The sequence below is a fragment of the Flavobacterium sp. WC2509 genome (assembly GCF_052683105.1).
In genome coordinates this window covers 2,471,508-2,493,474 of record NZ_JBQZFG010000001.1, presented here as the reverse complement: position 1 = coordinate 2,493,474, position 21,967 = coordinate 2,471,508, and the positions used below count along the sequence as shown (strand labels likewise).

17 protein-coding genes are annotated in these 21,967 nt (G+C 33.5%); 9 read left to right on the top strand and 8 right to left on the bottom strand.

Features of this window, described 5'->3' with window-relative positions:
• The first annotated feature begins 63 nt into the window (after window positions 1-63).
• Together ACUN3A_RS10370 and ACUN3A_RS10365 are read left to right on the top strand one after the other, a co-directional pair.
• The gene (locus tag ACUN3A_RS10370) at window positions 64-1,338 is read left to right on the top strand and encodes a Y-family DNA polymerase (RefSeq protein ID WP_445551223.1); all 1,275 of its coding nucleotides are present in this window, start codon (window positions 64-66) and stop codon (window positions 1,336-1,338) included.
• Window positions 1,329-1,769 carry a LexA family protein gene (locus ACUN3A_RS10365; RefSeq protein ID WP_445551222.1) on the top strand — a complete coding sequence of 147 codons (441 nt, stop codon included), beginning with the start codon at window positions 1,329-1,331 and terminating at the stop codon, window positions 1,767-1,769. The genes ACUN3A_RS10370 and ACUN3A_RS10365 overlap by 10 nt, the downstream gene beginning before the upstream one ends.
• Before the next feature lie 49 nt (window positions 1,770-1,818).
• Here ACUN3A_RS10365 and ACUN3A_RS10360 read toward each other — a convergent pair whose 3' ends face one another.
• The 7 genes from ACUN3A_RS10360 to ACUN3A_RS10330 form a co-directional block, all read right to left on the bottom strand.
• Complete coding sequence (locus ACUN3A_RS10360; RefSeq protein WP_445551221.1) at window positions 1,819-3,504, bottom strand: sodium/sugar symporter; 1,686 nt, start codon at window positions 3,502-3,504, stop codon at window positions 1,819-1,821.
• A 286-nt stretch (window positions 3,505-3,790) separates the two neighbouring features.
• Window positions 3,791-4,834 carry a UDP-glucose 4-epimerase GalE gene (gene galE, locus ACUN3A_RS10355; protein WP_445551220.1) on the bottom strand — a complete coding sequence of 348 codons (1,044 nt, stop codon included), beginning with the start codon at window positions 4,832-4,834 and terminating at the stop codon, window positions 3,791-3,793.
• Window positions 4,835-4,836: 2 nt separating this feature from the next.
• The gene (locus ACUN3A_RS10350) at window positions 4,837-5,886 is read right to left on the bottom strand and encodes a UDP-glucose--hexose-1-phosphate uridylyltransferase (RefSeq protein ID WP_445551219.1); all 1,050 of its coding nucleotides are present in this window, start codon (window positions 5,884-5,886) and stop codon (window positions 4,837-4,839) included.
• A 1-nt stretch (window position 5,887) separates the two neighbouring features.
• The gene (galK, locus tag ACUN3A_RS10345) at window positions 5,888-7,057 is read right to left on the bottom strand and encodes a galactokinase (protein ID WP_445551218.1); all 1,170 of its coding nucleotides are present in this window, start codon (window positions 7,055-7,057) and stop codon (window positions 5,888-5,890) included.
• A 16-nt stretch (window positions 7,058-7,073) separates the two neighbouring features.
• Window positions 7,074-9,413 (bottom strand): glycoside hydrolase family 2 protein, encoded by a 2,340-nt coding sequence (locus tag ACUN3A_RS10340; protein ID WP_445551217.1) that lies wholly within the window; start codon window positions 9,411-9,413, stop codon window positions 7,074-7,076.
• Window positions 9,414-9,473: 60 nt separating this feature from the next.
• Complete coding sequence (locus ACUN3A_RS10335; RefSeq protein WP_445551216.1) at window positions 9,474-10,517, bottom strand: glycoside hydrolase family 53 protein; 1,044 nt, start codon at window positions 10,515-10,517, stop codon at window positions 9,474-9,476.
• 14 nt (window positions 10,518-10,531) lie between these two features.
• Window positions 10,532-11,557: an aldose epimerase family protein gene (locus ACUN3A_RS10330; RefSeq protein WP_445551215.1), complete on the bottom strand. Its 1,026-nt coding sequence runs from the start codon at window positions 11,555-11,557 to the stop codon at window positions 10,532-10,534.
• Between the two features lie 133 nt (window positions 11,558-11,690).
• On the opposite strand from ACUN3A_RS10330, the gene ACUN3A_RS10325 reads away from it, so the two are divergent.
• A complete protein-coding gene (locus ACUN3A_RS10325; RefSeq protein WP_445551214.1) occupies window positions 11,691-12,689 on the top strand; it encodes a GntR family transcriptional regulator in 999 nt (332 codons plus the stop codon).
• Between the two features lie 9 nt (window positions 12,690-12,698).
• On the opposite strand, the gene ACUN3A_RS10320 is transcribed toward ACUN3A_RS10325, so the two are convergent.
• The gene (locus ACUN3A_RS10320; RefSeq protein WP_445551213.1) at window positions 12,699-13,388 is read right to left on the bottom strand and encodes an NUDIX hydrolase; all 690 of its coding nucleotides are present in this window, start codon (window positions 13,386-13,388) and stop codon (window positions 12,699-12,701) included.
• 304 nt (window positions 13,389-13,692) lie between these two features.
• On the opposite strand from ACUN3A_RS10320, the gene ACUN3A_RS10315 reads away from it, so the two are divergent.
• The 6 genes from ACUN3A_RS10315 (at window position 13,693) to ACUN3A_RS10290 (ending at window position 21,847) form a co-directional block, all read left to right on the top strand.
• Window positions 13,693-15,240 carry an alpha-N-arabinofuranosidase gene (locus ACUN3A_RS10315; RefSeq protein ID WP_445551212.1) on the top strand — a complete coding sequence of 516 codons (1,548 nt, stop codon included), beginning with the start codon at window positions 13,693-13,695 and terminating at the stop codon, window positions 15,238-15,240.
• Window positions 15,241-15,250: 10 nt separating this feature from the next.
• Window positions 15,251-16,243, top strand: a complete 993-nt coding sequence (locus ACUN3A_RS10310; protein WP_445551211.1) for a glycoside hydrolase family 43 protein — start codon at window positions 15,251-15,253, stop codon at window positions 16,241-16,243.
• Between the two features lie 39 nt (window positions 16,244-16,282).
• Window positions 16,283-17,251, top strand: a complete 969-nt coding sequence (locus ACUN3A_RS10305) for an arabinan endo-1,5-alpha-L-arabinosidase (RefSeq protein ID WP_445551210.1) — start codon at window positions 16,283-16,285, stop codon at window positions 17,249-17,251.
• A gap of 99 nt (window positions 17,252-17,350) precedes the next feature.
• On the top strand, window positions 17,351-19,336 hold the full coding sequence (locus ACUN3A_RS10300) for an alpha-L-arabinofuranosidase C-terminal domain-containing protein (RefSeq protein WP_445551209.1): 1,986 nt from the start codon (window positions 17,351-17,353) through the stop codon (window positions 19,334-19,336).
• A gap of 134 nt (window positions 19,337-19,470) precedes the next feature.
• Window positions 19,471-21,162, top strand: a complete 1,692-nt coding sequence (locus tag ACUN3A_RS10295) for a ribulokinase (RefSeq protein ID WP_445551208.1) — start codon at window positions 19,471-19,473, stop codon at window positions 21,160-21,162.
• A complete protein-coding gene (locus ACUN3A_RS10290) occupies window positions 21,146-21,847 on the top strand; it encodes an L-ribulose-5-phosphate 4-epimerase (RefSeq protein WP_445551207.1) in 702 nt (233 codons plus the stop codon). The genes ACUN3A_RS10295 and ACUN3A_RS10290 overlap by 17 nt, the downstream gene beginning before the upstream one ends.
• The last annotated feature ends 120 nt before the right edge of the window (window positions 21,848-21,967 follow it).

The following is a 21,967-nucleotide window of genomic DNA, read 5'->3' as shown; positions in this document are numbered from 1 at the left end:
ACAGCATCAAAAATTAACTTTCGATATCCATAAGCATACAACAGTATTCAGTAATTTTGTAACATGTATGCTTTAGTCGATTGTAATAATTTTTATGCATCTTGCGAACGTGTTTTTCAACCGAAATTCAACGGTCAACCTATTGCGATATTATCAAACAATGATGGCTGTGTGATTTCGAGAAGTAATGAAGCCAAAGCAGCTGGAGTTAAAATGGGCGTACCCGCATTTCAGATAAAGGAATTGGTTCAACAAAAAAAGGTAACTTTATTCTCCTCCAATTATGCCTTGTACGGAAATTTGAGCAATCGGGTAATGGCAATTTTAGAACAATTTACTCCAAATGTCGAAATTTACAGTATCGATGAAGCCTTCTTAAATTTTGATGGTTTAAACATTTTAGACTATCACGATTATGGTCTTCAAATGAAAAAACGGATTCATAAATGGGTTGGACTACCAGTATGCATTGGCATTGCCGAAACAAAAGCATTATCCAAAATCGCTAATAAAATCGCAAAAGAATTTCAAGACAGAACGCAAGGTATTTATGTAATCGACAGCGAGGAAAAGCGTCTTAAAGCCTTAAAATGGACCAAGATTGAAGATGTTTGGGGCATTGGCTATCGTACCATCAAAAAAGTAAAACTTCGAAAAATCAATACCGCACTCGATTTTATTCAACCGCAACACGAAGCCTGGATCAAGAAAGAAATGGGCGTTATTGGTTTACGCCTAAAATGTGAATTAGAAGGAAAGTCTGTTTTAGATTTAGAACCTATTTCAACACAAAAGAAAAGTATAGCCACTACAAGAAGCTTTCCTAAACAAATAGCCGATTTTGATTTGCTTCGGGAACGCGTAACTACTTTTGCGGCTGTTTGTGCCGAAAAGTTACGAAAACAAAATTCCTGCTGTCACACTATTATTCTGATGTTAGTAGTTGATAAACATACCGTTCAAACATCAAAATACTATTTCAATATGGCAGTAACGCTACCTTATGCTACCCATTCGACCTTAACCATTACAAACACCGTTGTGGGAATGCTAAAAAAATTGCATCAAGGCAATGAAAGTCTCAAGTTTAAAAAAGCAGGTGTTATTGTGACTGAACTTATAGACGAAAACAAAAAACAATTGCAATTATTTGATGAAGAAAATCCTAAACATTTAGCTTTAATGAAAGCAATGGACAAACTGAATCATAAAATTGGTGATACCAAAGTAAAATTAGCCAGTCAAAATTTAAAGCTGACATGGAATATGAATCAGAATCATCTTTCTCCAAAATACACTACATCCTATAAAGAAATATTGGAAATACAATGTCTATAAAAAAAGAACAAAAACTGACTTTCTTTCGTCCTGATTTTGAAAGCGAAATACAGATTCCGTACATATGTGAAGGAGTTTCTGCAGGTTTCCCCTCGCCTGCTGCTGATTTTATGGAAAACAACATTGATTTAAATAAAGAGCTAAGCGAAAATCCTCTAGCTACATTTTACATCAGAGTGAAAGGAAATTCTATGATTGATGCTGGTATCAATGACAAAGATGTATTGGTAGTGGACAGAAGTTTAGAACCGCAAAACAATAAAATTGCGATTTGTTGTATTGATGGAGAATTTACTGTAAAACGTATTCAGGTAGAAAAGGACTGTTTGTATTTAATGCCAGAAAATCCTAATTACGAACCCATAAAAGTTACCGAAGAAAACCAACTCATCATTTGGGGAATGGTAACTTATGTGATAAAAAAAATGTGAAATCAAATTTCTTCGATTTCACATTTTTTATTTTAAGAACAATTATTTATTACCAGAACTTAGCGTAAAGAGCACAAATAACCAACAAAGTAATTACAATCATAACTGTAGTTTGCGGTTTCAATTTGAACATTTCTGTATCCAATTCGAATGCTTTTGGATTCACTTTTGGTCCAGCTAAACTCACACCGATCATTAAAAGCATTGTGAATGCAAATGATAATCCCATACAAATATGGAATGGAATTTCGAAAGCTCCTTTTCCATTAGAGTAAGCAGTATACAATAATGTTTCGTTTCCGAATAATGAAGGTGCAAATTCATTGAATAAAACTGACAATAAGAAACCAGAAATTACACCAACGATAGCAGCTGTACCAGTTGTTCTTTTCCAGAACATACCAAGGAAGAACATAGCGAATACTCCAGGACTAATAAATCCTGTATATTTTTGAATATAAGTAAAACCTCCTACACCACCAATTCCTAATAAGTCATTCCAAGTAAACAAAACAGCCAAAAGCATAGCAGCAAAAATTGCATATTTTCCAATGTTTACTTGAGCATTGTCAGTAGCATCTTTTTGAATGTATTTTTTATGAACGTCTAAAGTATAAATAGTAGAAATACTGTTTACTTTACCAGCCAAAGAAGCAACAATAGCTGCTGTTAAAGCTGCAACAGATAATCCTTTTAAACCTGTAGGAAGGAAAGTTAACATTGCTGAATAAGCGCCATCTTTTCCACCAACTAATTGTGGTAAATGTCCGTTTTGGTATAAAACATAAGCAGCAATACCAGGCAACATTACGATAACAGGCATTAATAATTTTAAGAATCCTGCAAATAAAATACCTGTACGAGCCGTTTCTAAATCAGCACCTAAAGCTCTTTGAGTGATGTATTGGTTACAACCCCAATAGTTAAGGTTGATAATCCAGATACCAGCCAAATAAGCCATTAATCCTGGGAAAGTAAGGTATTTATCAATCTCTAATTGAGTAGAAGTCGCTGTAGGTCTTGGAATAATCATTTTAAAATGCTCTGGTGCTTTTTCCATTAATACTTGGAAACCAGCAATAGCATCATGACCAAAACCAAAATATTGAGCAACTGTAGTCAAGGCAATGTATGAAGTAACTAAACCTCCAATGATTAAAACAGCAACCTGAATTACATCAGTGTAAGCAACTACTTTCATACCTCCTAAAGAGATAATTAAAGCAAAAACAGCTAATCCAACCATAATAACGTGAAGGTATTCACCTCCAGCTAATCCGTTAATTGCAACAGCTCCTAAATACAAGATAGAAGTTAAGTTCACGAAAACGTATAAAAACAACCAAAAAACCGCCATAATCAAGGCCGTTGATTCGTTATATCTCGTTTTCAAAAATTGTGGCATGGTATAAATCTTGTTTTTCAAATAAACAGGAATAAACCAAACAGCCACGATAATCAAAGCGATAGCAGCAATCCACTCATAAGCAGCAACAGCGATTCCTAAAAAGAATCCTTCACCACTCATTCCGATAAATTGTTCTGCTGAAATGTTTGAAGCGATTAAAGAGGCTCCAATTGCCCACCATGTTAAAGTTCCTTCAGCCAGGAAATAGGCTTTGGCGTCGTGTTCATTTCTTTCACGCTTGCGATAAATGGTATATCCGTAAACGGAAACCGCTATAAAATAAATTATAAATACTGCGTAATCTGCAAAAGCTAAATTATTGCTCATTAGTAAATAGTTTTTTTAAAAGTTAATATAAGGGTTATTTTGTTTGTTTTAATAATCTAAAATCCAATTAATTTCGGGATACGAATATAATGCATCTTCATAAGAAAATCGAGCAATTTAATACTCAAATTAAACATAAAATAAAATATGTGTTATTATTCTATTCTTTTTTTATGAATTATTGAAGCCAAATGTAAAATAAAAATTGTTATCTGCAATATCCATAAGTGTATTTAGAACATTTATTTCGCTTATTACAAGTATCCATCATCAAATTAGCTTTTAACTATGCATTTTTAGGCTTAAAATCTGCACTGGTTCTAATCTTTTGCTCCCATTTCCAAGCACTTGCCATAGCTTCTTCCAGAGTTGAAACCGTCTTCCATCCCAAAACCGTATTTGCTTTATCGGTATTAGCATAAGCCGAAGTCACATCTCCTTCTCTACGTTCTACTATTTTATAAGGCAATTTTTTACCGCTTACTTTTTCAAACGCTGCAATTACTTCCAAAACAGAGCTTCCAGTTCCTGTACCAAGATTAAAAATTTCTAAAGGCTCAAGATTCTTTTTATTCAATAATCGCTGCAATGCAATTACGTGGGCTTTCGCTAAATCAACTACATGGATATAATCACGTACACAAGTTCCATCAACGGTTGGATAATCATTTCCATACACTGATAATTCCGCACGCAATCCCATACCTGCTTGAGTAATAAATGGCACTAAATTTTGTGGCACACCAATAGGTAATTCTCCAATTTCGGCAGATGGATGTGATCCAATAGGATTGAAATAACGAAGCAAAATAGCATTGATATCACTTACCTTAACTACATCTTCGATAATTTCTTCACCGATTTGCTTCGTATTTCCGTAAGGAGATAAAGCAGGCTGAATAGGAGTTGTTTCTGCAATAGGCATCACTTCGGCTTGACCGTAAACTGTACAAGACGAACTGAAAATAAAGTTTGCATTTTTCTTTTTCTCTAATTCTTGTAAAATATAAACCAAAGCACCTAAGTTGTTTTCATAATACAACAAAGGATTTTTCACACTTTCTCCAACAGCTTTAGAAGCGGCAAAATGGATTACTCCAGCTACGTCATCATGTTCGGCAAAGAAACTTTGAACGGCTGCTTTTTCTCTTAAATCGATACCCGAAAAAATTGGTTTTTTACCAGTAATTCGCTCAATACCTTCCAAAACTTCTATTGAAGAATTAGAAAGATTATCAATCACCACAACTTCAAAACCTTGGTTCTGTAATTCAACAACGGTGTGAGATCCAATAAAACCTAAACCACCTGTAACAACTATTTTGCTCATCTTTATTTGTTTTTATAATGAACCTCCGGTAATGCTTTTAATAATGCTGCACTTTTCTCGGGTGTAATATCTCTTTGTGCTTCTCCCATCATCTCATATCCAACCATAAATTTCTTTACCGAAGCTGAACGCAATAATGGTGGGTAAAAATGCATGTGAAATTGCCATTCTGGATGTGATTCTCCATCTGTAGGCGCTTGATGAATTCCAGAAGAATACGGAAAAGAAGTTTCAAAAAGATTATCGTATTTTATCGTTAATACCTTTAAAATTGAAGCATAAGCCGAAACTTCTTCTGATGTGAACTCTGTTATTTTTGTAATATGTCTTTTACTGATGATCATTGTTTCAAAAGGCCAAATTGCCCAAAAAGGAACTAAAGCCACGAAATGATCATTCTCAACAACTATACGCTCTTTTTGTTTCAGTTCTTCTTGAAGATAATCCAGCAAAAGGTTGCTGTTATTTTTTTCAAAATAAGCTTTCAAACTATTTTGTGTTTTCTCAACTTGCGTAGGCAAAGAAGACTGAGCCCATATTTGCCCGTGTGGATGCGGGTTGCTACATCCCATTACACTTCCTTTGTTTTCAAAAATCTGAACATGGTTAATGTAATCAACACTTCCTAAATCAGTATATTCTTTTTGCCAAGTTTTAATAATCGCTTCAATACCTGGAAGATCCATTTCTGGCAAAGTCAAATTATGCTTTGGCGAAAAACAAACTACTCTAGCAATTCCTTGTTCTGGCTGTGCTTTAAAGAATGTAGGTTTGGAATCTTCTTCAAACAAAATTGGCTCTTGTTTTACGGCTGCAAAATCATTTTCAAAAACAAAACTTGAGTCATATTTAGGATTGATTTCACCATTGGCACGAACATTTCCAGGACATAAATAACATGTAGGATCATACTCAGGAAGTTCATCCGTATGAATTTTTTCATTTTGTCCTTGCCAAGGTCTTTTAGCTCTATGTGGAGATACCAAAACCCATTCGTTAATTAATGGATTAAAACGTCTGTGTGGATCTTCGTTTATATCAAATTTTTTCATTCTAATTTGTTTTATATAATGATGTACCGTTTCCGATTTTCACATCATAAATTTTCAATTCTATATCAAAAGCTTCTTTATATAACTGAGCAAGTTTTGCTTTGATCGCTTCTACTTCATCTTTTTTAATCAAATTGATGGTACAACCTCCAAAACCGCCTCCCATTAATCGAGAACCAATTACCGCTTTTTCTTTTTTCAAAGTATCAACAATAAAATCAAGTTCGTCACAACTTACCAAATACTCTTTGGATAAACCTTCATGAGTTTCGAAAAGCAATTTCCCAAGTTCTTCGATATTTCCTTTATCTAAAGCCTCACAAGCAAGAGCAACACGATTAATTTCTTTAACTACGAAATGACATCTAACAAATACATTAGGAGACATTTTATCTTTCAAACTAATTACATGACTTTCATTACAATCTCTAAAACTGGTAATTTCTGGAAAATTAGTTTTGATGATAGCAAGTCCTTCCTCACATTCTTGTCGACGAACATTATATTCTGATGTCATTAACGAATGCTTTACATTTGAATCAAACAATATTAAAGAATAATCATTAAAATTAGCTTCATGATAGCTATAATCCAATGTTTTGCAATCAATTTTGATTACTTTATTTTCAAGTCCCATTACACTTGAAAACTGATCCATTATTCCGCAATTGATACCAACCCAGTGTTCTGCTTTTTGACCCATTAATGCAATATCAACTTTTGGAATTGATAAATCAAAAAGCTCTTTGATTCCAAAGATTGTCCCACATTCTAAAGCTGCAGAAGAAGACAAACCTGAACCAGTTGGGATATTACTGCTAAATACACAGTTAAAGCCGTCGAATGAAAATCCATTATCTTGCAATTGTTTGATTACTCCCAAGATATAATTGGTCCAAACTACTTTGCTTAATGTAATCTCGCTAGTCAAATCAACTTCAAATTCCTCATTCAAGTCAATAGCAAAGATTTTAGATTGCTTCGAATTATTTTTAGCGAAAGCGAAACAAATAATTTTATCGATTGCCGCTGGCAAAACATAACCATCGTTATAATCGATATGTTCTCCAATAATGTTTATTCTCCCTGGAGAAAGCACTATTTTTTCGGGAGCGGTACCAAATTTTTCTTGAAAAAAAGAAGTCGTTTCTTTTATTAATAAATCGTTCATTATATTTAAATTACTATTATTTAGAGATTGTTAAAGTATTCGATTTTAAAGCGACACTCGATGCTTGAACAACAATTTTCTTTTTAAGATCTTTTGTTTTCAAAACTATTGTTGCGATACCCGCTTCGGCTTTTATTGGATTCCCTCCTACTAATTCGGCATTCCCATCTGTCAACGCAAAAGTCACTTCATCAGTAGCTGTTGGAATAAGAGTTCCGTTTTTATCTACAATTTTGGCATAAACAAAAACCATATCTGGAGCTGCTGGATTTATTAATTGGCTCGAAACATCATAACTCAATTCAATTTTGGCAGCAGTTTCAGGAGTTTTTACAATATCTGAAACCACCTTTTTACCTTTGATAAATCCTTCGGCTCTTAAAGTACCGGCTGCAAATTTATTGATTTTAAAAACAAAAGGAGCATGTTTTAGTTCATCACTATTTGTATTTACCAATGGTTTTTCTTTAGCCACCAAAATATCGTTTAAATACAAAGCTACTTCATCACAATTACTGTACACTGTTACATTCAATGGAGAATTAGCAGTCCAATAATTAGCAATTTTTAGCATTGGTCCAGAAACTAATTTTTTATCTAAAGAAATATTCGCAGAACGTTGACTTTGGTAAAAATAGAAAGCAAATTTAGGTATTCTAAAAATATCACTAATACCAGAACTTTCCAGATCTGGACTATACCCTCTATTATAATCAAACATTACCCAATTGGCTTCGCCAATAGTCTGAGCACCTTTTCTGTTAGAGTTTGCCGATTCTTGAAAATTATACGCTTGTTGCAACAATCTTTGCTCACCAGCACCACGTAATTGTCTGGAACTTCTTTCTTCTTTTTTTAGATTTGAAAATTCCGTTTGATTAAAACCTGCATTTTGAGCATAATACTCCCAATCTCCATATTCTGCGATAAAGATTTTGCGGTTTGGCTTATTGTATTTTGTCCAATAATTTGGCGCTTTACCATGTTGACGAGCTGGAATAAATAAATCGTAATTAGCATTATCAACCCAACTGGCACTATAATTATGTGCAAATGGCAATTCTTCATGAAGTGTTTTAGTTGCTTCTACCATAAATTTTTCGCTCATTCTCGTCTCATTCAACGAAGCTTCCCAAAAAATAATGCTAGGATGGTTACGATCTCTTCTAGCCATATCTCGAATATCCTGATAGGCATTTTTCTGGAAAGTTTCATTTCCAAAAAATTGCCAGCCTGTCAAACTATTCATTACTAAAATTCCCAATTCATCACAGGCATTCAAAAAAGCTTCGGCATGTGGATAATGTGACATACGTACAAAATCAAAACCTGCATTTTTAATTTTTACAGCATCACGATATTGAGCTTCATCTGAAATAGCATATCCTAAATATGGATATTCCTGATGCTCGTTAGTTCCTGTTATGTATAATTTTTCATCATTTAAATAGTAACCATCGGCTTTTATTTCCGATTTTCTAATTCCAATTTTCTTCGAATAACTATCAATTGTTTTTCCATTAACAACTACTTCAACTTGTAAAGTATATAAGTTAGGGTTTGAAATAGACCATAATTTTGGATTTTTGACACTAATCTTTTGAGTAATAGCTTGGTCTGAATTAGCTTTTATTAGGATTGATTCTGATTGTGATACTGTTTTATCTCCAGCTTTATTGGATATTGTAAATTTCAATACTGCATTTTGATCAGTAGTAAATTCATTTTTCAAATCAACTTGAACTGTACCCGTTGCTTTATCTTTTGCAATAGCATCAAAATTGACATAAATTCCTCCGCTTGCTTTTTTACCAGCATGAACAGCATCAGTGATGTATAATTTATTGGTGGTAATGCAATATACATTTCTGTAAATCCCTCCATAATAGTTAAAATCCAAATCCTTCAAAGGTTTCCCTGGCAAAAAATCAGCGTTATCTTCGTTGTTGACTTTAACTTTAATTGTGTTCTCTTTTTCTGTATCAATAAAAGGAGTTGCATCTACTGTAAATGGCAAATATCCTCCTATGTGAGTTGTCACTTTTTGATCATTAATCCAAACTTCGGCTTGTTGCATTACACCTTCGAAGTAAAAAAACACTTTCTGATCCTTGGTAAAGTTCGTTTTAAACTTTTTTTGATACCATGAAGTTCCTTGAAACTGCTTGATAACTACCAAATTTTCAATTTTATTGGTGTGCGGAATAGTAACATTTTCCCAATTCGAATTTGGTTCTTCTCTTTTGAATTCCCAATCGGAACCGAAATTAAGTTTTGTTCGGCTTTGTGCTTGCGCTTCCGCAAAAGGCAAAGCGACTAACGTAAGAAATAATATGTATTTTAGAATTATTTTCATTTAATTTAAATTATGGATTTACTGCATTTTCTATTCTATTTTAAAGCTCAACTAATTAAACTATTCTTTAAACGCATCTAATGCCATTGACGGTTTCCCATCCGATTTCCAAGCACTTAATTGGTATTTGCTCCAAGATTTTTCTCCTTGAGGTTCCCAATAAATCACACCTAAACCTTTGTTGTTAGGCACCGCTTTTACCGCTTTTATAACAGCGACCAACATATTGTGTGTGTTTTGTTCCAAAGTATAATCGCCGCCAACTTCAACAATCATCACCTCTTTATTATATCGAGCTGACATATCGTTTAAATTATTAGCCAAATCTCCAATGTTTTCTTTATAATCACTTTTAATCCAAAATGGATAATAGGACATTCCGATTACATCATATTTTACATTATTCGCTTTAGCATTATCAAAGAACCATCTGAATTTTTTACTATTATTTCCTTCGTCTAAGTGAACAATCACTTTGATATTTTTATCTATCGCCTTGGTTGCATCATAGCCTTTATTAAGTAATTGAGCCAATTGATTAAAATTGTCAGTACTTCCTTCTGGCCATAACATCCCTCCAGGAATTTCATTCCCGATTTGCACCCATTCCGGAGTAACTCCTGACTGTTTTAGTGCTTTCAAAACATCTTCTGTATGAAGATAAACATCGTTTAACAATTCTGAAAAAGTATGATTTTTCCATTCCAGCGGTTTGGTTTGTTTCCCTGGATCGGCCCAAGAATCACTATAATGAAAATCAATCATAATGCGCATTCCCATTTTTTGAGCACGAACCGCCATTGCAACCGTTTCTTCTTTACTACAATGTCCGCTTGCTTTATTTTTCGAAGGATTTACCCAAACACGCAATCTTATAGTGTTGATTCCACGATCTTTCAATAATTGCAGACAATCTTTTTTACTCCCATCGGCATCATAAAACTGATAACCGGTAGCTTCCATTTGAGGTAACCAACCCACATCGGCACCCTTGGCAAAAGAATTCGCTTTAGATTTTTCAACTGTTTTAGTACCAGCACTACATGAAAAAACAAACTGAATTGCTACTAACAGGAGTGACAATAGGATTATGTTTTTCTTCATGATAGTACTTTCTATTAAAGTGATTGGAATTTAAATATACTTGTATGATTGTATTCGTCTCCTTTTTTTAGAACAGCACTTGGAAAATGTTCATGATTAGGCGCGTCTGGAAAATTTTGTGTTTCAAAACAAATACCACTTAAAGGATGATAATCTGCATTTTCTTTTCCTTTTACTTCATTAAAACAATTACCACCAACATAGATGTGAACTCCAGGCTGATCTGTGTGGACTAACATTTTTAAATTATTTTTCTTGCTAAAGAGTGAAGCCTCAAATTCACTTTTCTTAGTTACCACAAAAGTGTTATCAATTGAAGAAGGGCATTTTTTTGGTGTTAAAAAATCAAAAGGAGTATTGGTTACTTCCAAAAACCTACCAGTTGGAATGTTATCGGCAGTAGTTTCCAGTACTTGATTAGAATTTACAATCAACTCCTGATCTTTCACATCAAACAAATGACCATCCAAATTAAAATAACTGTGATTGGTTAAATTCACTACAGTATCCTCGGTAGTTTTAGCATTGAAGTGAATACTTACCTCATTTGTATCGGATAATGTATAAGTAACTTCAACAGTTAAGTTTCCTGGATAATTCTCTTCATTTGCTGGACTAGAATAACTCAACGTTATTGCTGGATTTTCTCCTTCGATTACTTTTTCAACAGTCCATACTTTTTCACTAAACCCAATAATACCTCCATGTAAAGAGTTATCACCGTTATTTTTATTTAACTGTATTTTTTTTCCATTCAAAGTAAAAGTACTATTATGAATCCTTCCAGCATATCGCCCTACAGTTGTCCCCATATAAGGAGATCCTTGAAGCTGAAACGATTTCAAGTAACCTTCCAAAGTATCAAATCCCAAAACAACATCGACAATTTCACTGTTTTTTAATGGTACTTTTAGCTCCGTAAGTGTCGCTCCGTAAGTGATTACTTTTAAGCTCATTCCATTTTTATTGGATAATTCGTAAGAGTATACTTCTTCACCATTTGGCATCAATCCAAATGATTTGCTTATAGAATTTGTCATAATTTATGAATTGCGTTTTATTTTCATTGTTTTATTATGAAATTTTGATTTCAAAAATAAAACATAATTCGACATAAACATACCAGTACCTACCAGTTTTTTGTATGTTTGCACAAAAGAACACCCCATTGTTATGAAAATCATTTCTATCCACGACAACCTTGGCATTCCAAAATACAAACAAATCATTAATTCTATTGAAAAAGCAATTGAAGAGGGGAAATTTGTAAAAGGTGATCGGCTGCCATCAATAAACAAAATCTGTTTAGAGTTTTCGCTATCCCGGGATACCGTTCTTTTAGGATATGATGAACTTAAAAAAAGAGGTATCATATTCGCAATACCAGGAAAAGGATATTATGTAAAAAGCGTAGAGATAACCATAAAGCAAAAGATATTTTTACTTTTTGACGAACTTAATATTTTCAAAGAAGACATCTACAATTCATTTTTAAAAAATATTGGAAAGAATGTTCAGGTAGATATTTTCTTCCATCATTTTAATGTTCAGGTTTTTCAAAAATTAATAAACGACAGTAATGGAAATTATACCAAATACATCATTATGCCAACTAACTTAATTGATGTGGTTGCATTTATAAAAACCCTTCCTGCAAATGATGTAATTATCTTAGATCAAACAAATGAGCAATTAAAAACCTTCCCGGCAATCTATCAAAATCACAAAAAAGACATCTTCGAAGGTCTTAATAAAGGGAAGTCAAGACTCAATAAATATAAAAAATTCATCATGATTTTCCCTGGTTTTAGAGAACCTCTAGGGATGAAAATTGGATTTGAAAATTATTGTTCAGAACACGCTATTGAACATCAAATTATTCAAGAATTTACGGATAATGAAATCACTATTGGAAGTGTTTATATTATCCCAAATGATAGAGACCTCGTTCGGGTAATTGAGAAATCCAGAGAACAAAATCTAAAACTTGGAACTGATTTCGGCATAATTTCATATAACGAAACGCCTTTAAAAAAAGTAGTATCGAATGGGATTACTACTATTTCAACAGATTTTACAGCTATGGGAAAATTGTTAGCACAAATGGTTCTTACTGGAAAAAAGGAACAAATTGAAAACAAAAGCGCCTTAATTATTAGAAACTCTTTGTAAAAAATATTCTTAAAAATTTACTGCAAAGTGATTCAAAAGTTTCGCATCGTACTTCTCTTTGTCAAAAGTATAGAGATAAGAACCTTTTCTCGAAGAAGTCATATCCTTTTCATCTAATTTTATCAAAATATCCAGCGAATTTATTTTGCTTATAAAGTTTCTTTTATCGATTTCTTTGTCCAAAATAGATTCATACAACTTCAACAACTGACTCATTTTAAATTTTTCTGGTAAGAGTTCAAAGCCAACTGGTTTCATCGAAGTTCTATAACGCAACCTTCGAATAGCATGAGCTAACATATTATCATGGTCAAAAATCAATTTTGGAACTTCAGAAACACTAAACCATTTGGCGTGGTAATTCTGAATCAATTCTGTATTATGATTTTCAATATTAATCAAAGCATAATAAGCAACAGATATCGTTCTTTCAACTGGATCACGATCAATCTCACTATACGTATAGAGCTGTTCCATATAAATATCCTGCAAGCCTGTATAGGTATTCAATATCCTAATTGCCGCAGTATCTAAAACCTCTTCCTTCTTAAGAAATCCTCCCATTAGTGACCATCTTCCTTTCTCAGGTTCAAAATCTCTTTTTATCAAAAGAATTTTCAGCCCTTCATCATCAAACCCGAAAATGATACAATCTACCGCAAGAAGAACTTTGTCTGCCGTACTATAACTATTTAGCATTTCTTATCTATTTTGTCGTAAATATAAGAACTTCCAGAAAAATAACAATCAATATTTAATGTGGCTTAAACACTAATAAAACATATTTATATTTAAATATATTTTTCTGATAATTAAGCAATTATAAATATTATCATTATTTTTACTATTTAAAAATAGCAACTTTTTCAAAATTTTACATCAAATCTTAAGATATTCATTATTTTTTGACTCTATTTTTATTAGATTAATTTGTTAGTGTTTTTTTTTTACATACATTTACAAATGTAAAATTTACACTTATAAGAAATAAGACACGGTCATTATGAAAAAAACTATCCTATTATTATTTATTCTAATTATTTGCAATCAAACAAGCTTTGCACAAAAAGAAATTACAGCAGTTACTATAAAAAATACTGAAAATGCACCAACTATAAACAAAAACATCTATGGCCACTTTGCTGAACATTTAGGACGTAGTATCTATGGTGGTTTTTTTGTAGGCGATACTTCTAAAATACCAAATACCGCAGGAGTTCGTAACGACATTATCGATGCCTTAAAAAAATTAAAAATACCAAATCTTCGTTGGCCAGGAGGTTGTTTTGCTGATACATATCACTGGAAAGATGGTATTGGCCCAAAAGAAAACAGACCTACAATCGTAAATCAATGGTGGGGTGGTACAACCGAAGACAATAGTTTTGGAACACATGATTTCCTTAATTTATGTGAAGTATTAGGCGCAGAACCTTACCTTTCTGGAAATGTAGGTAGCGGAACCGTACAGGAACTAGCAGATTGGGTACAATATTCCAACTTTGGCGGAAAAAGCCCGATGAGCGATTTGCGTAAAAAAAATGGAAGAACAGCACCTTGGAAAGTAAAATTCTGGGGAGTTGGAAATGAAGCATGGGGCTGTGGTGGTAACATGACCGCTGAATATTACTCAGGTGAATATAGAAAATTTGCCACATTCATGTCTGACTGGGAAAATACTGGTGGCCTGATGCGCATTGCATCTGGTGCAAATAGTGATAATTATAATTGGACAGAAACATTAATGAAAAACATTCCTGGGGGTATGCTAGGAGGAGTTGCCATGCACCACTATTCTGTTATCAATTGGAAGAAAAAAGGAGATGCAGTAGATTTTACCGAAGAGCAATATTTCGCCACAATGAAAGAAGCTTTGAAAATGGAAGAATTAGTTACCAAGCATGCGGCAATTATGGACAAATACGATCCAAAACAAAAAATTGCCTTAGTCGTAGACGAATGGGGAGGTTGGTATGAAGTAGAAAAAGGAACTAATCCAGGGTTTTTGTTCCAACAAAACACGATGAGAGATGCGGTTTTAGCAGGAGCAACTCTTAACATCTTTAACAACCATGCGGATAGAGTTCGTATTGCTAACTTAGCCCAGTGTGTTAATGTTTTACAAGCTGTGATTCTTACCGATAAAGCTAAAATGATTTTGACGCCTACTTACCATGTTATGCAATTATATAGTGTACATCAAGATGCAAAATTATTACCAATTACTTTAAATTCTCCTCTTTACACTTATAATGGACAAACACTTCCTGCTTTATCTATTTCGGCTTCAAAAGACAAAACGGGATTGACTCATATTTCGCTTGTAAATGTTGATTCAAAAAAAGCAAACACAGTTGAAATAGATCTTAGTGAAATTGGAATCAAATCCGTTACTGGACAAGTGATTGCTTCATCTAAAATACAAGATTACAATTCATTTGATAATCCAAACAAAATCAAACCAGTAGCTTTCAAAGATTTTGAAATAAAAAAAGGAAAACTAAGTGTTAACATCCCTCCTTTTTCGGTTATAGTGTTAGAAGGAAAATAAAGTAATGAAAATGAAAATCACAAAAATATTATTCAGTTTGAGTATTCTTACAGCTGTAGTTTCATGTAAAACTGCTACTGTAACAAATAAAACTACTGCCGAAAAACAACAACAATCGCTAAAAATAAATAACCCTATTATTACCGATAAATACACTGCAGATCCCGCAGCTATTGTTTACAAGGACATGGTTTATCTGTACACAGGTCATGATGAACCAGGAAAAGGAGTTAACTCTTATAGAATGAATGACTGGCTGGTCTATTCTTCTTCTGATATGATTAATTGGAAAGAACATCCAGTTCCTTTAAAAACTACTGATTTTGCTTGGGCAAAAGGCGATGCTTGGGCAGGGCAGGTAATTGAAAGAAATGGGAAATTTTACTGGTATGTTGCCATATCACATGGTGCAATTCACGGAAAATCGATAGGAATAGCTGTTTCCGATAGTCCTACTGGTCCATTTAAAGATGCCTTGGGAAAAGCATTAATTACCAATGATATGACTACCAAAACTAAAATCAGCTGGGATGATATTGATCCAACAGTGATTATAGATGACAAGGGTCAAGCCTATCTTTTTTGGGGAAATACTGTTTGTAATTATGTGAAACTAAAAGAAAACATGATCGAAATGGATGGTCCGATGCAAACAATAGATTTACCAAACTTTACCGAAGCACCGTGGATTCACAAACACAAAAACTGGTATTATTTATCGTATGCTTATCAATTTCCAGAAAAAATTGCTTACGCCATGAGTAAATCAATCACTGGACCATGGGAATACAAAGGGATTTTGAATGAAGTAGCGGGTAACTCAAATACAAATCATCAAGCTATAATTGATTTCAAAGGGAAGTCCTATTTTATTTATCACAATGGTTCAATCCCTACCGAGGGAGGGAGTTTTAGAAGGTCAGTATGTGTAGATCGCTTATACTACAATGAAGATGGCACTATGAAAAGAGTAATTATGACTACAGAAGGAATAACAGAATAATTACAGTTTTCAGAAAACTGAAAATGGAATAGATAAAAAATGAAATTGTATACCAAAATAAAAGCATTGTTCTTTTTCTTCCTTGTGCTAACTAGTGCATCAGCATTAGCGCAAGACATTGCCGTTCATGATCCTGTTATGATCAAACAAAAAGACACCTACTATCTATTTTGTACAGGAAAAGGAATCAATGTTTTTAGTTCCAAAGATTTAAAAAACTGGAAACAAGAACCTGCTGTATTCAAAGAGAAACCGAGTTGGGCGACTAAAGTAGTCCCTGATTTTAAGAATCACATTTGGGCACCAGATATTTCTTTTCACAACAATACCTATTATTTGTATTATTCAGTTTCGGCTTTTGGCAAAAACACTTCAGCAATTGGAGTAGCGACAAACACTACCTTAAATTCAGAAGACAATAATTATAAATGGATTGATCATGGAATTGTAATTCAATCTCACCCAAACCGAGATGAATGGAATGCCATTGACCCCAATTTAATAATTGATGAGAACAATACAGCTTGGCTTTCGTTTGGTTCATTTTGGGATGGAATAAAACTATTTAAATTAAATCCTGATTTAAAATCAATTGCAGAGCCTCAAGAATGGTATACTATTGCAAAACGCAGAAATACCGCTCTATCAGCAGCTAGTTCCGCTATTGAAGCTCCTTTTATTTTTAGAAAAAATGACTATTATTATTTATTTACTTCTTGGGATTTATGTTGCAAAGGAAAAGAAAGCACCTATAAAATTGTAGTCGGAAGATCAAAAAAAGTTACAGGCCCTTACGAAGACAAAGACGGAAATTTACTAAGCCAAGGCGGCGGAACCCTACTACTAAAAGGCGATGAAAATTATTATGGTGTAGGTCATAATAGCGTTTATACTTTTGACGGTAAAGATTATATTATCTATCATGGTTATGATGCCAAACAAAATAGCAAATCAGTACTGCAAGTAAAACAATTACAGTGGGACAAAGATTTATGGCCAACATTGTAAAGGAACTGCTTAAACTGTATTAATAATGTTAAAAAAGATTATGAAAAAATTAAATTAGTTTAAAGTCCAATTACTTTAAATCTTAAAATAACATAAAAAATGAAATCAAATTTTATCACCAAAATAACCCTTTGTGGCCTTTTGCTAAATGGAATATATTCCCATGCGCAACAAACGACTCTTGAAGTAAATACTAGCAAAACAATTACCAAAATTCAGCCAACGATGTATGGTATCTTTTTTGAAGATATCAATTTTGCTGCAGATGGAGGTTTATATGCCGAAATGGTTAAAAACAGATCTTTCGAATTTGCCATGCCTTTTATGGGGTGGTCACAACCTAACAGTAATACACATTCTTTGAATGCAAATTCGGGGATTGCAACGCCAGTTAGGACTTCACAAAACTCAAACAACCCAGATTTTTGTAGAATTCTCATTAACGATGATAAAGGATACCACATTATAAATGAAGGTTTTAGAGGAATGGGAATTAAGAAAGATGCAAAATATAATCTTTCATTAAAAGCCGCCAATCATAACAATGCCATTAAAAAAATTATCCTACAACTTATTGATAAAGACAAAAAGGTATTGGGAGAAACTGTTATTACTCCATCATCAACTGATTGGAAAGACTACTCATCTCAAATTATTGCAACTGCAACTGAAGCAAAAGCACAATTAAAAATCACTTTTGAAGGTACAGGAACCATTGATTTAGATATGATTTCATTATTTCCAGAGGAAACTTGGAATAATAGAAAAAATGGCTTGCGTAAAGATATTGTTCAATTGTTGTATGATTTGAAACCTGGATTTTTAAGATTTCCTGGTGGATGTATCGTTGAAGGAAGAACATTGGAAAACAGATACCAATGGAAAAAAACTGTTGGCGCTGTTGAAAATAGAGAAACAATGATTAACCGATGGAATCTTGAATTTAAAAACAGACAAGTGCCCGATTATTTCCAGTCTTTTGGATTAGGCTTTTTCGAATATTTCCAACTTTCAGAAGATGTAGGAGCAGAACCGCTTCCGATTTTGAGTTGTGGTATGGCTTGCCAATATAACTCTGGAGAATTAGTTCCAATTAACGAATTAGATCCTTATGTACAAGATGCTTTGGATTTGATTGAATTTGCTAATGGAGCTGAAACTACCGAATGGGGTAAATTAAGAGCAAATATGGGGCATCCAAAACCATTTAATCTAAAATATATCGGAGTAGGAAATGAACAATGGGGTCCAGAATACATCGAGAGATATAAAGTTTTTGCAGCAGCTATAAAATCCAAATATCCAAATATGATTATTGTTTCAGGATCTGGTCCTTCACCTGACGGTGCTTTTTTCGATTATGGAATGCAAGAACTTAAAAAATTAAATGCTGATATTGTCGATGAACATTATTATAAAAACCCAGAATGGTTTAAAGAAAATGCTACAAGATATGACAACTACGACAGAAAAGGACCTAAGATTTTTGCGGGTGAATATGCTGCACATCCAAAAGGTGTAGAAGATGGTCTAAAAGAGAATAATTGGTTATCTGCTCTTTCAGAATCTGCATTTATGACTGGTTTAGAACGAAATGCTGATGTTGTTCATTTAACTTCTTATGCGCCTTTAATGGCTCATGTTGATGCTTTTCAATGGGCTCCAGATATGATTTGGTTTGATAATTTAAACTCTTTTGGTACTGCTAATTATTATGTACAAAAATTATTTTCAAATAATAAAGGTACTGATGTGTTAGCTATAACTAAAGACGGAAAACCTTTAACTGGACAAAATGAATTGTATGCTACTGCTGCAAAAGATGTTGTAAAGAAAGAGTTAATTTTAAAATTAGTAAACACATCAGGTAAAGCCCAAGATGTTACCATCAACTTATCTGAAAACAATGTAAATGCTAAAGGAAAATTAATTATTTTAACTAACCAAAATTTAGAAGAATACAACACAATAGCGGAACCAACAAAAATAATTCCAACTGAACGTGATTACAAAATGAGTGGTAAAAAATCAGTTTTGAACCTTCCTGCCTATTCGTTTACCATTTTAAAATTAAAAATGAAATAACTATTTGATATATTTTAAATACAAACAATTAATAAACAAGTATTTAAATTTACAAGTCGGAATGAAATTAAGTGTTTTTTACACACTTATTAAATAATTATATTATATTTGTAGCTACCTTTAAAAGAATTGGAATGAAAAATTATGTAATAGGATTAGATTATGGCTCAGATTCTGTTCGCGCAGTATTAATTGACACTGAAAATGGACAGGAATTAGCTTCCAGCGTTTGTAATTATAAGCGATGGGCAAATAAACAATATTGTAATGCCTCAATAAATCAGTTTCGTCAACATCCATTGGATCATATCGAAGGATTAGAAACTACCATAAAATATGTAGTCGAAAACAGTAAAGTTGATCCTTCATTAATTCGAAGTATTTGTATTGACACTACAGGATCTTCACCAATCCCAGTTGCCGAAGATGGAACTCCATTGGCATTGGTCAAAGGTTTTGAAGAAAATCCAAATGCAATGATGGTTTTATGGAAAGATCATACGGCTATAAATGAAGCAAATGAAATTAATGAACTAGCTGCCAATTGGGGTGGCGAAAATTTCACTAAATACGAAGGTGGAATCTATTCCTCAGAATGGTTTTGGGCCAAAATTTTACATGTTGCCAGAGAAGACGAAGCCGTAAAAAATGCTACTCACACTTGGATGGAACATTGCGATTTAATGACCTATTTGTTAATCGACAATAAAGATTTAAAAACATTCAAAAGAAGCCGTTGTGCTGCTGGTCACAAAGCAATGTGGCACGAAGACTGGAAAGGATTACCACCAGTAGAATTTTTAAGTCAATTAGACCCGTATTTGGCAACCCTTCGTGGAAATTTATACGATGAAACCTATACTTCCGATTTAGTAGCAGGTAATTTAAGTCAAGAATGGGCAACCAAATTAGGGCTTTCTACCGATACAGTTATCGCAGTTGGAACTTTTGATGCACACTCAGGAGCTGTAGGAGCAAAAATAGACGAACACACTTTGGTTCGTGTAATGGGAACCTCAACTTGTGATATTATTGTTGACACTAAAGAATCTATCGGAACAAAAACCGTTCGTGGAATTTGCGGACAAGTAGATGGTTCTGTAATTCCAGGCTATATTGGTTTAGAAGCAGGACAATCTGCTTTTGGAGATTTATTAGCTTGGTACAAAGAATTATTATTGTGGCCAACTGAAAATTTACTAGCCTCTTCTACTCTATTGAATGAAGAACAAAAAGAACAATTGAAAGCTGAAATCAGCGACAAACTAATTATTCAATTAACTGCTGAAGCTGAAAAAATTCCATTATCCGAAAGTATTCCAGTTGCCTTAGATTGGATTAATGGACGACGAACTCCAGATGCGAATCAGGAACTTAAAAGCGCAATTTCAAACTTATCTTTAGGAACAAAAGCACCGCATGTATTCAAATCATTGGTAAATGCCATTTGTTTTGGATCTAAAAAAATCGTAGATCGTTTTGAAGAAGAAGGTGTTCGTATTGACACTGTAATTGGTATTGGTGGTGTGGCTAGAAAATCGCCATTTATCATGCAAACTTTGGCCAATGTGTTGAATAAACCAATCAAAGTAGCTTTGTCTGATCAGGCGCCTGCATTGGGAGCTGCTATTTATGCTGCCGTTGCCGCTGGAATTTATCCAAACGTAATTGAAGCGAGCCAAAAAATGGGAAGCCCATTTGAAAGTGAATATACTCCAGAAATTGAGAAAGTTGCTGCTTACAACAAATTGCTTTTGGCTTACGATCAATTAAGTATCTATGCCGATCCATCTATTAAAAAAAGAAAAAATGAGTTCACAGTATAAAGATTTAAAACAAGAATGCTACGAAGCCAACATGCAATTGAACGCCTTGAATTTGGTCGTTTATACTTTTGGTAACGTAAGTGCGGTTGACCGCGAAAAAGGAGTTTTTGCAATCAAACCAAGCGGTGTTCCTTACGAAGACCTAAAACCTGAAGATATAGTAATTGTCGATTTTGACAACAACGTTATTGAAGGAAGCTTACGTCCGTCTTCGGATACCAAAACACATGCTTATCTATACAAAAACTGGCCAAATATTGGTGGCGTTGCTCATACTCATGCTACTTATTCTGTAGCTTGGGCGCAATCACAAAGAGACATTCCAATTTTTGGAACAACACATGCTGACCACTTAACTTCAGATATTCCGTGTGCGCCACCAATGGCCGATGCACTTATTGAAGGAAATTATGAGCATAATACTGGAATTCAAATTTTGGATTGTTTCAAAGAAAAAAACCTTAATTACGAAGAAACAGAAATGGTTCTAATTGGAAATCATGGGCCTTTTGCTTGGGGAAAAAACGCCGCCAAAGCCGTTTATAACTCAAAAGTTTTGGAAGTTGTAGCAGAAATGGCTTATTTGACTTTACAAATCAATCCTAATGCTCCAAGATTAAAGGATTCCTTAATCAAAAAACATTACCTACGTAAACACGGAAAAGATTCGTATTACGGACAATAAAAATTTTGTTTAAGGTTTCAGGTTTCCTTTTTGTTTCAAGTTATTGAAAACTCAAAAAAACCTGAAACTTTAATGAAAGAAAACCAAGAAAAAATAACAACTTTATAGTTTCAGATTCCA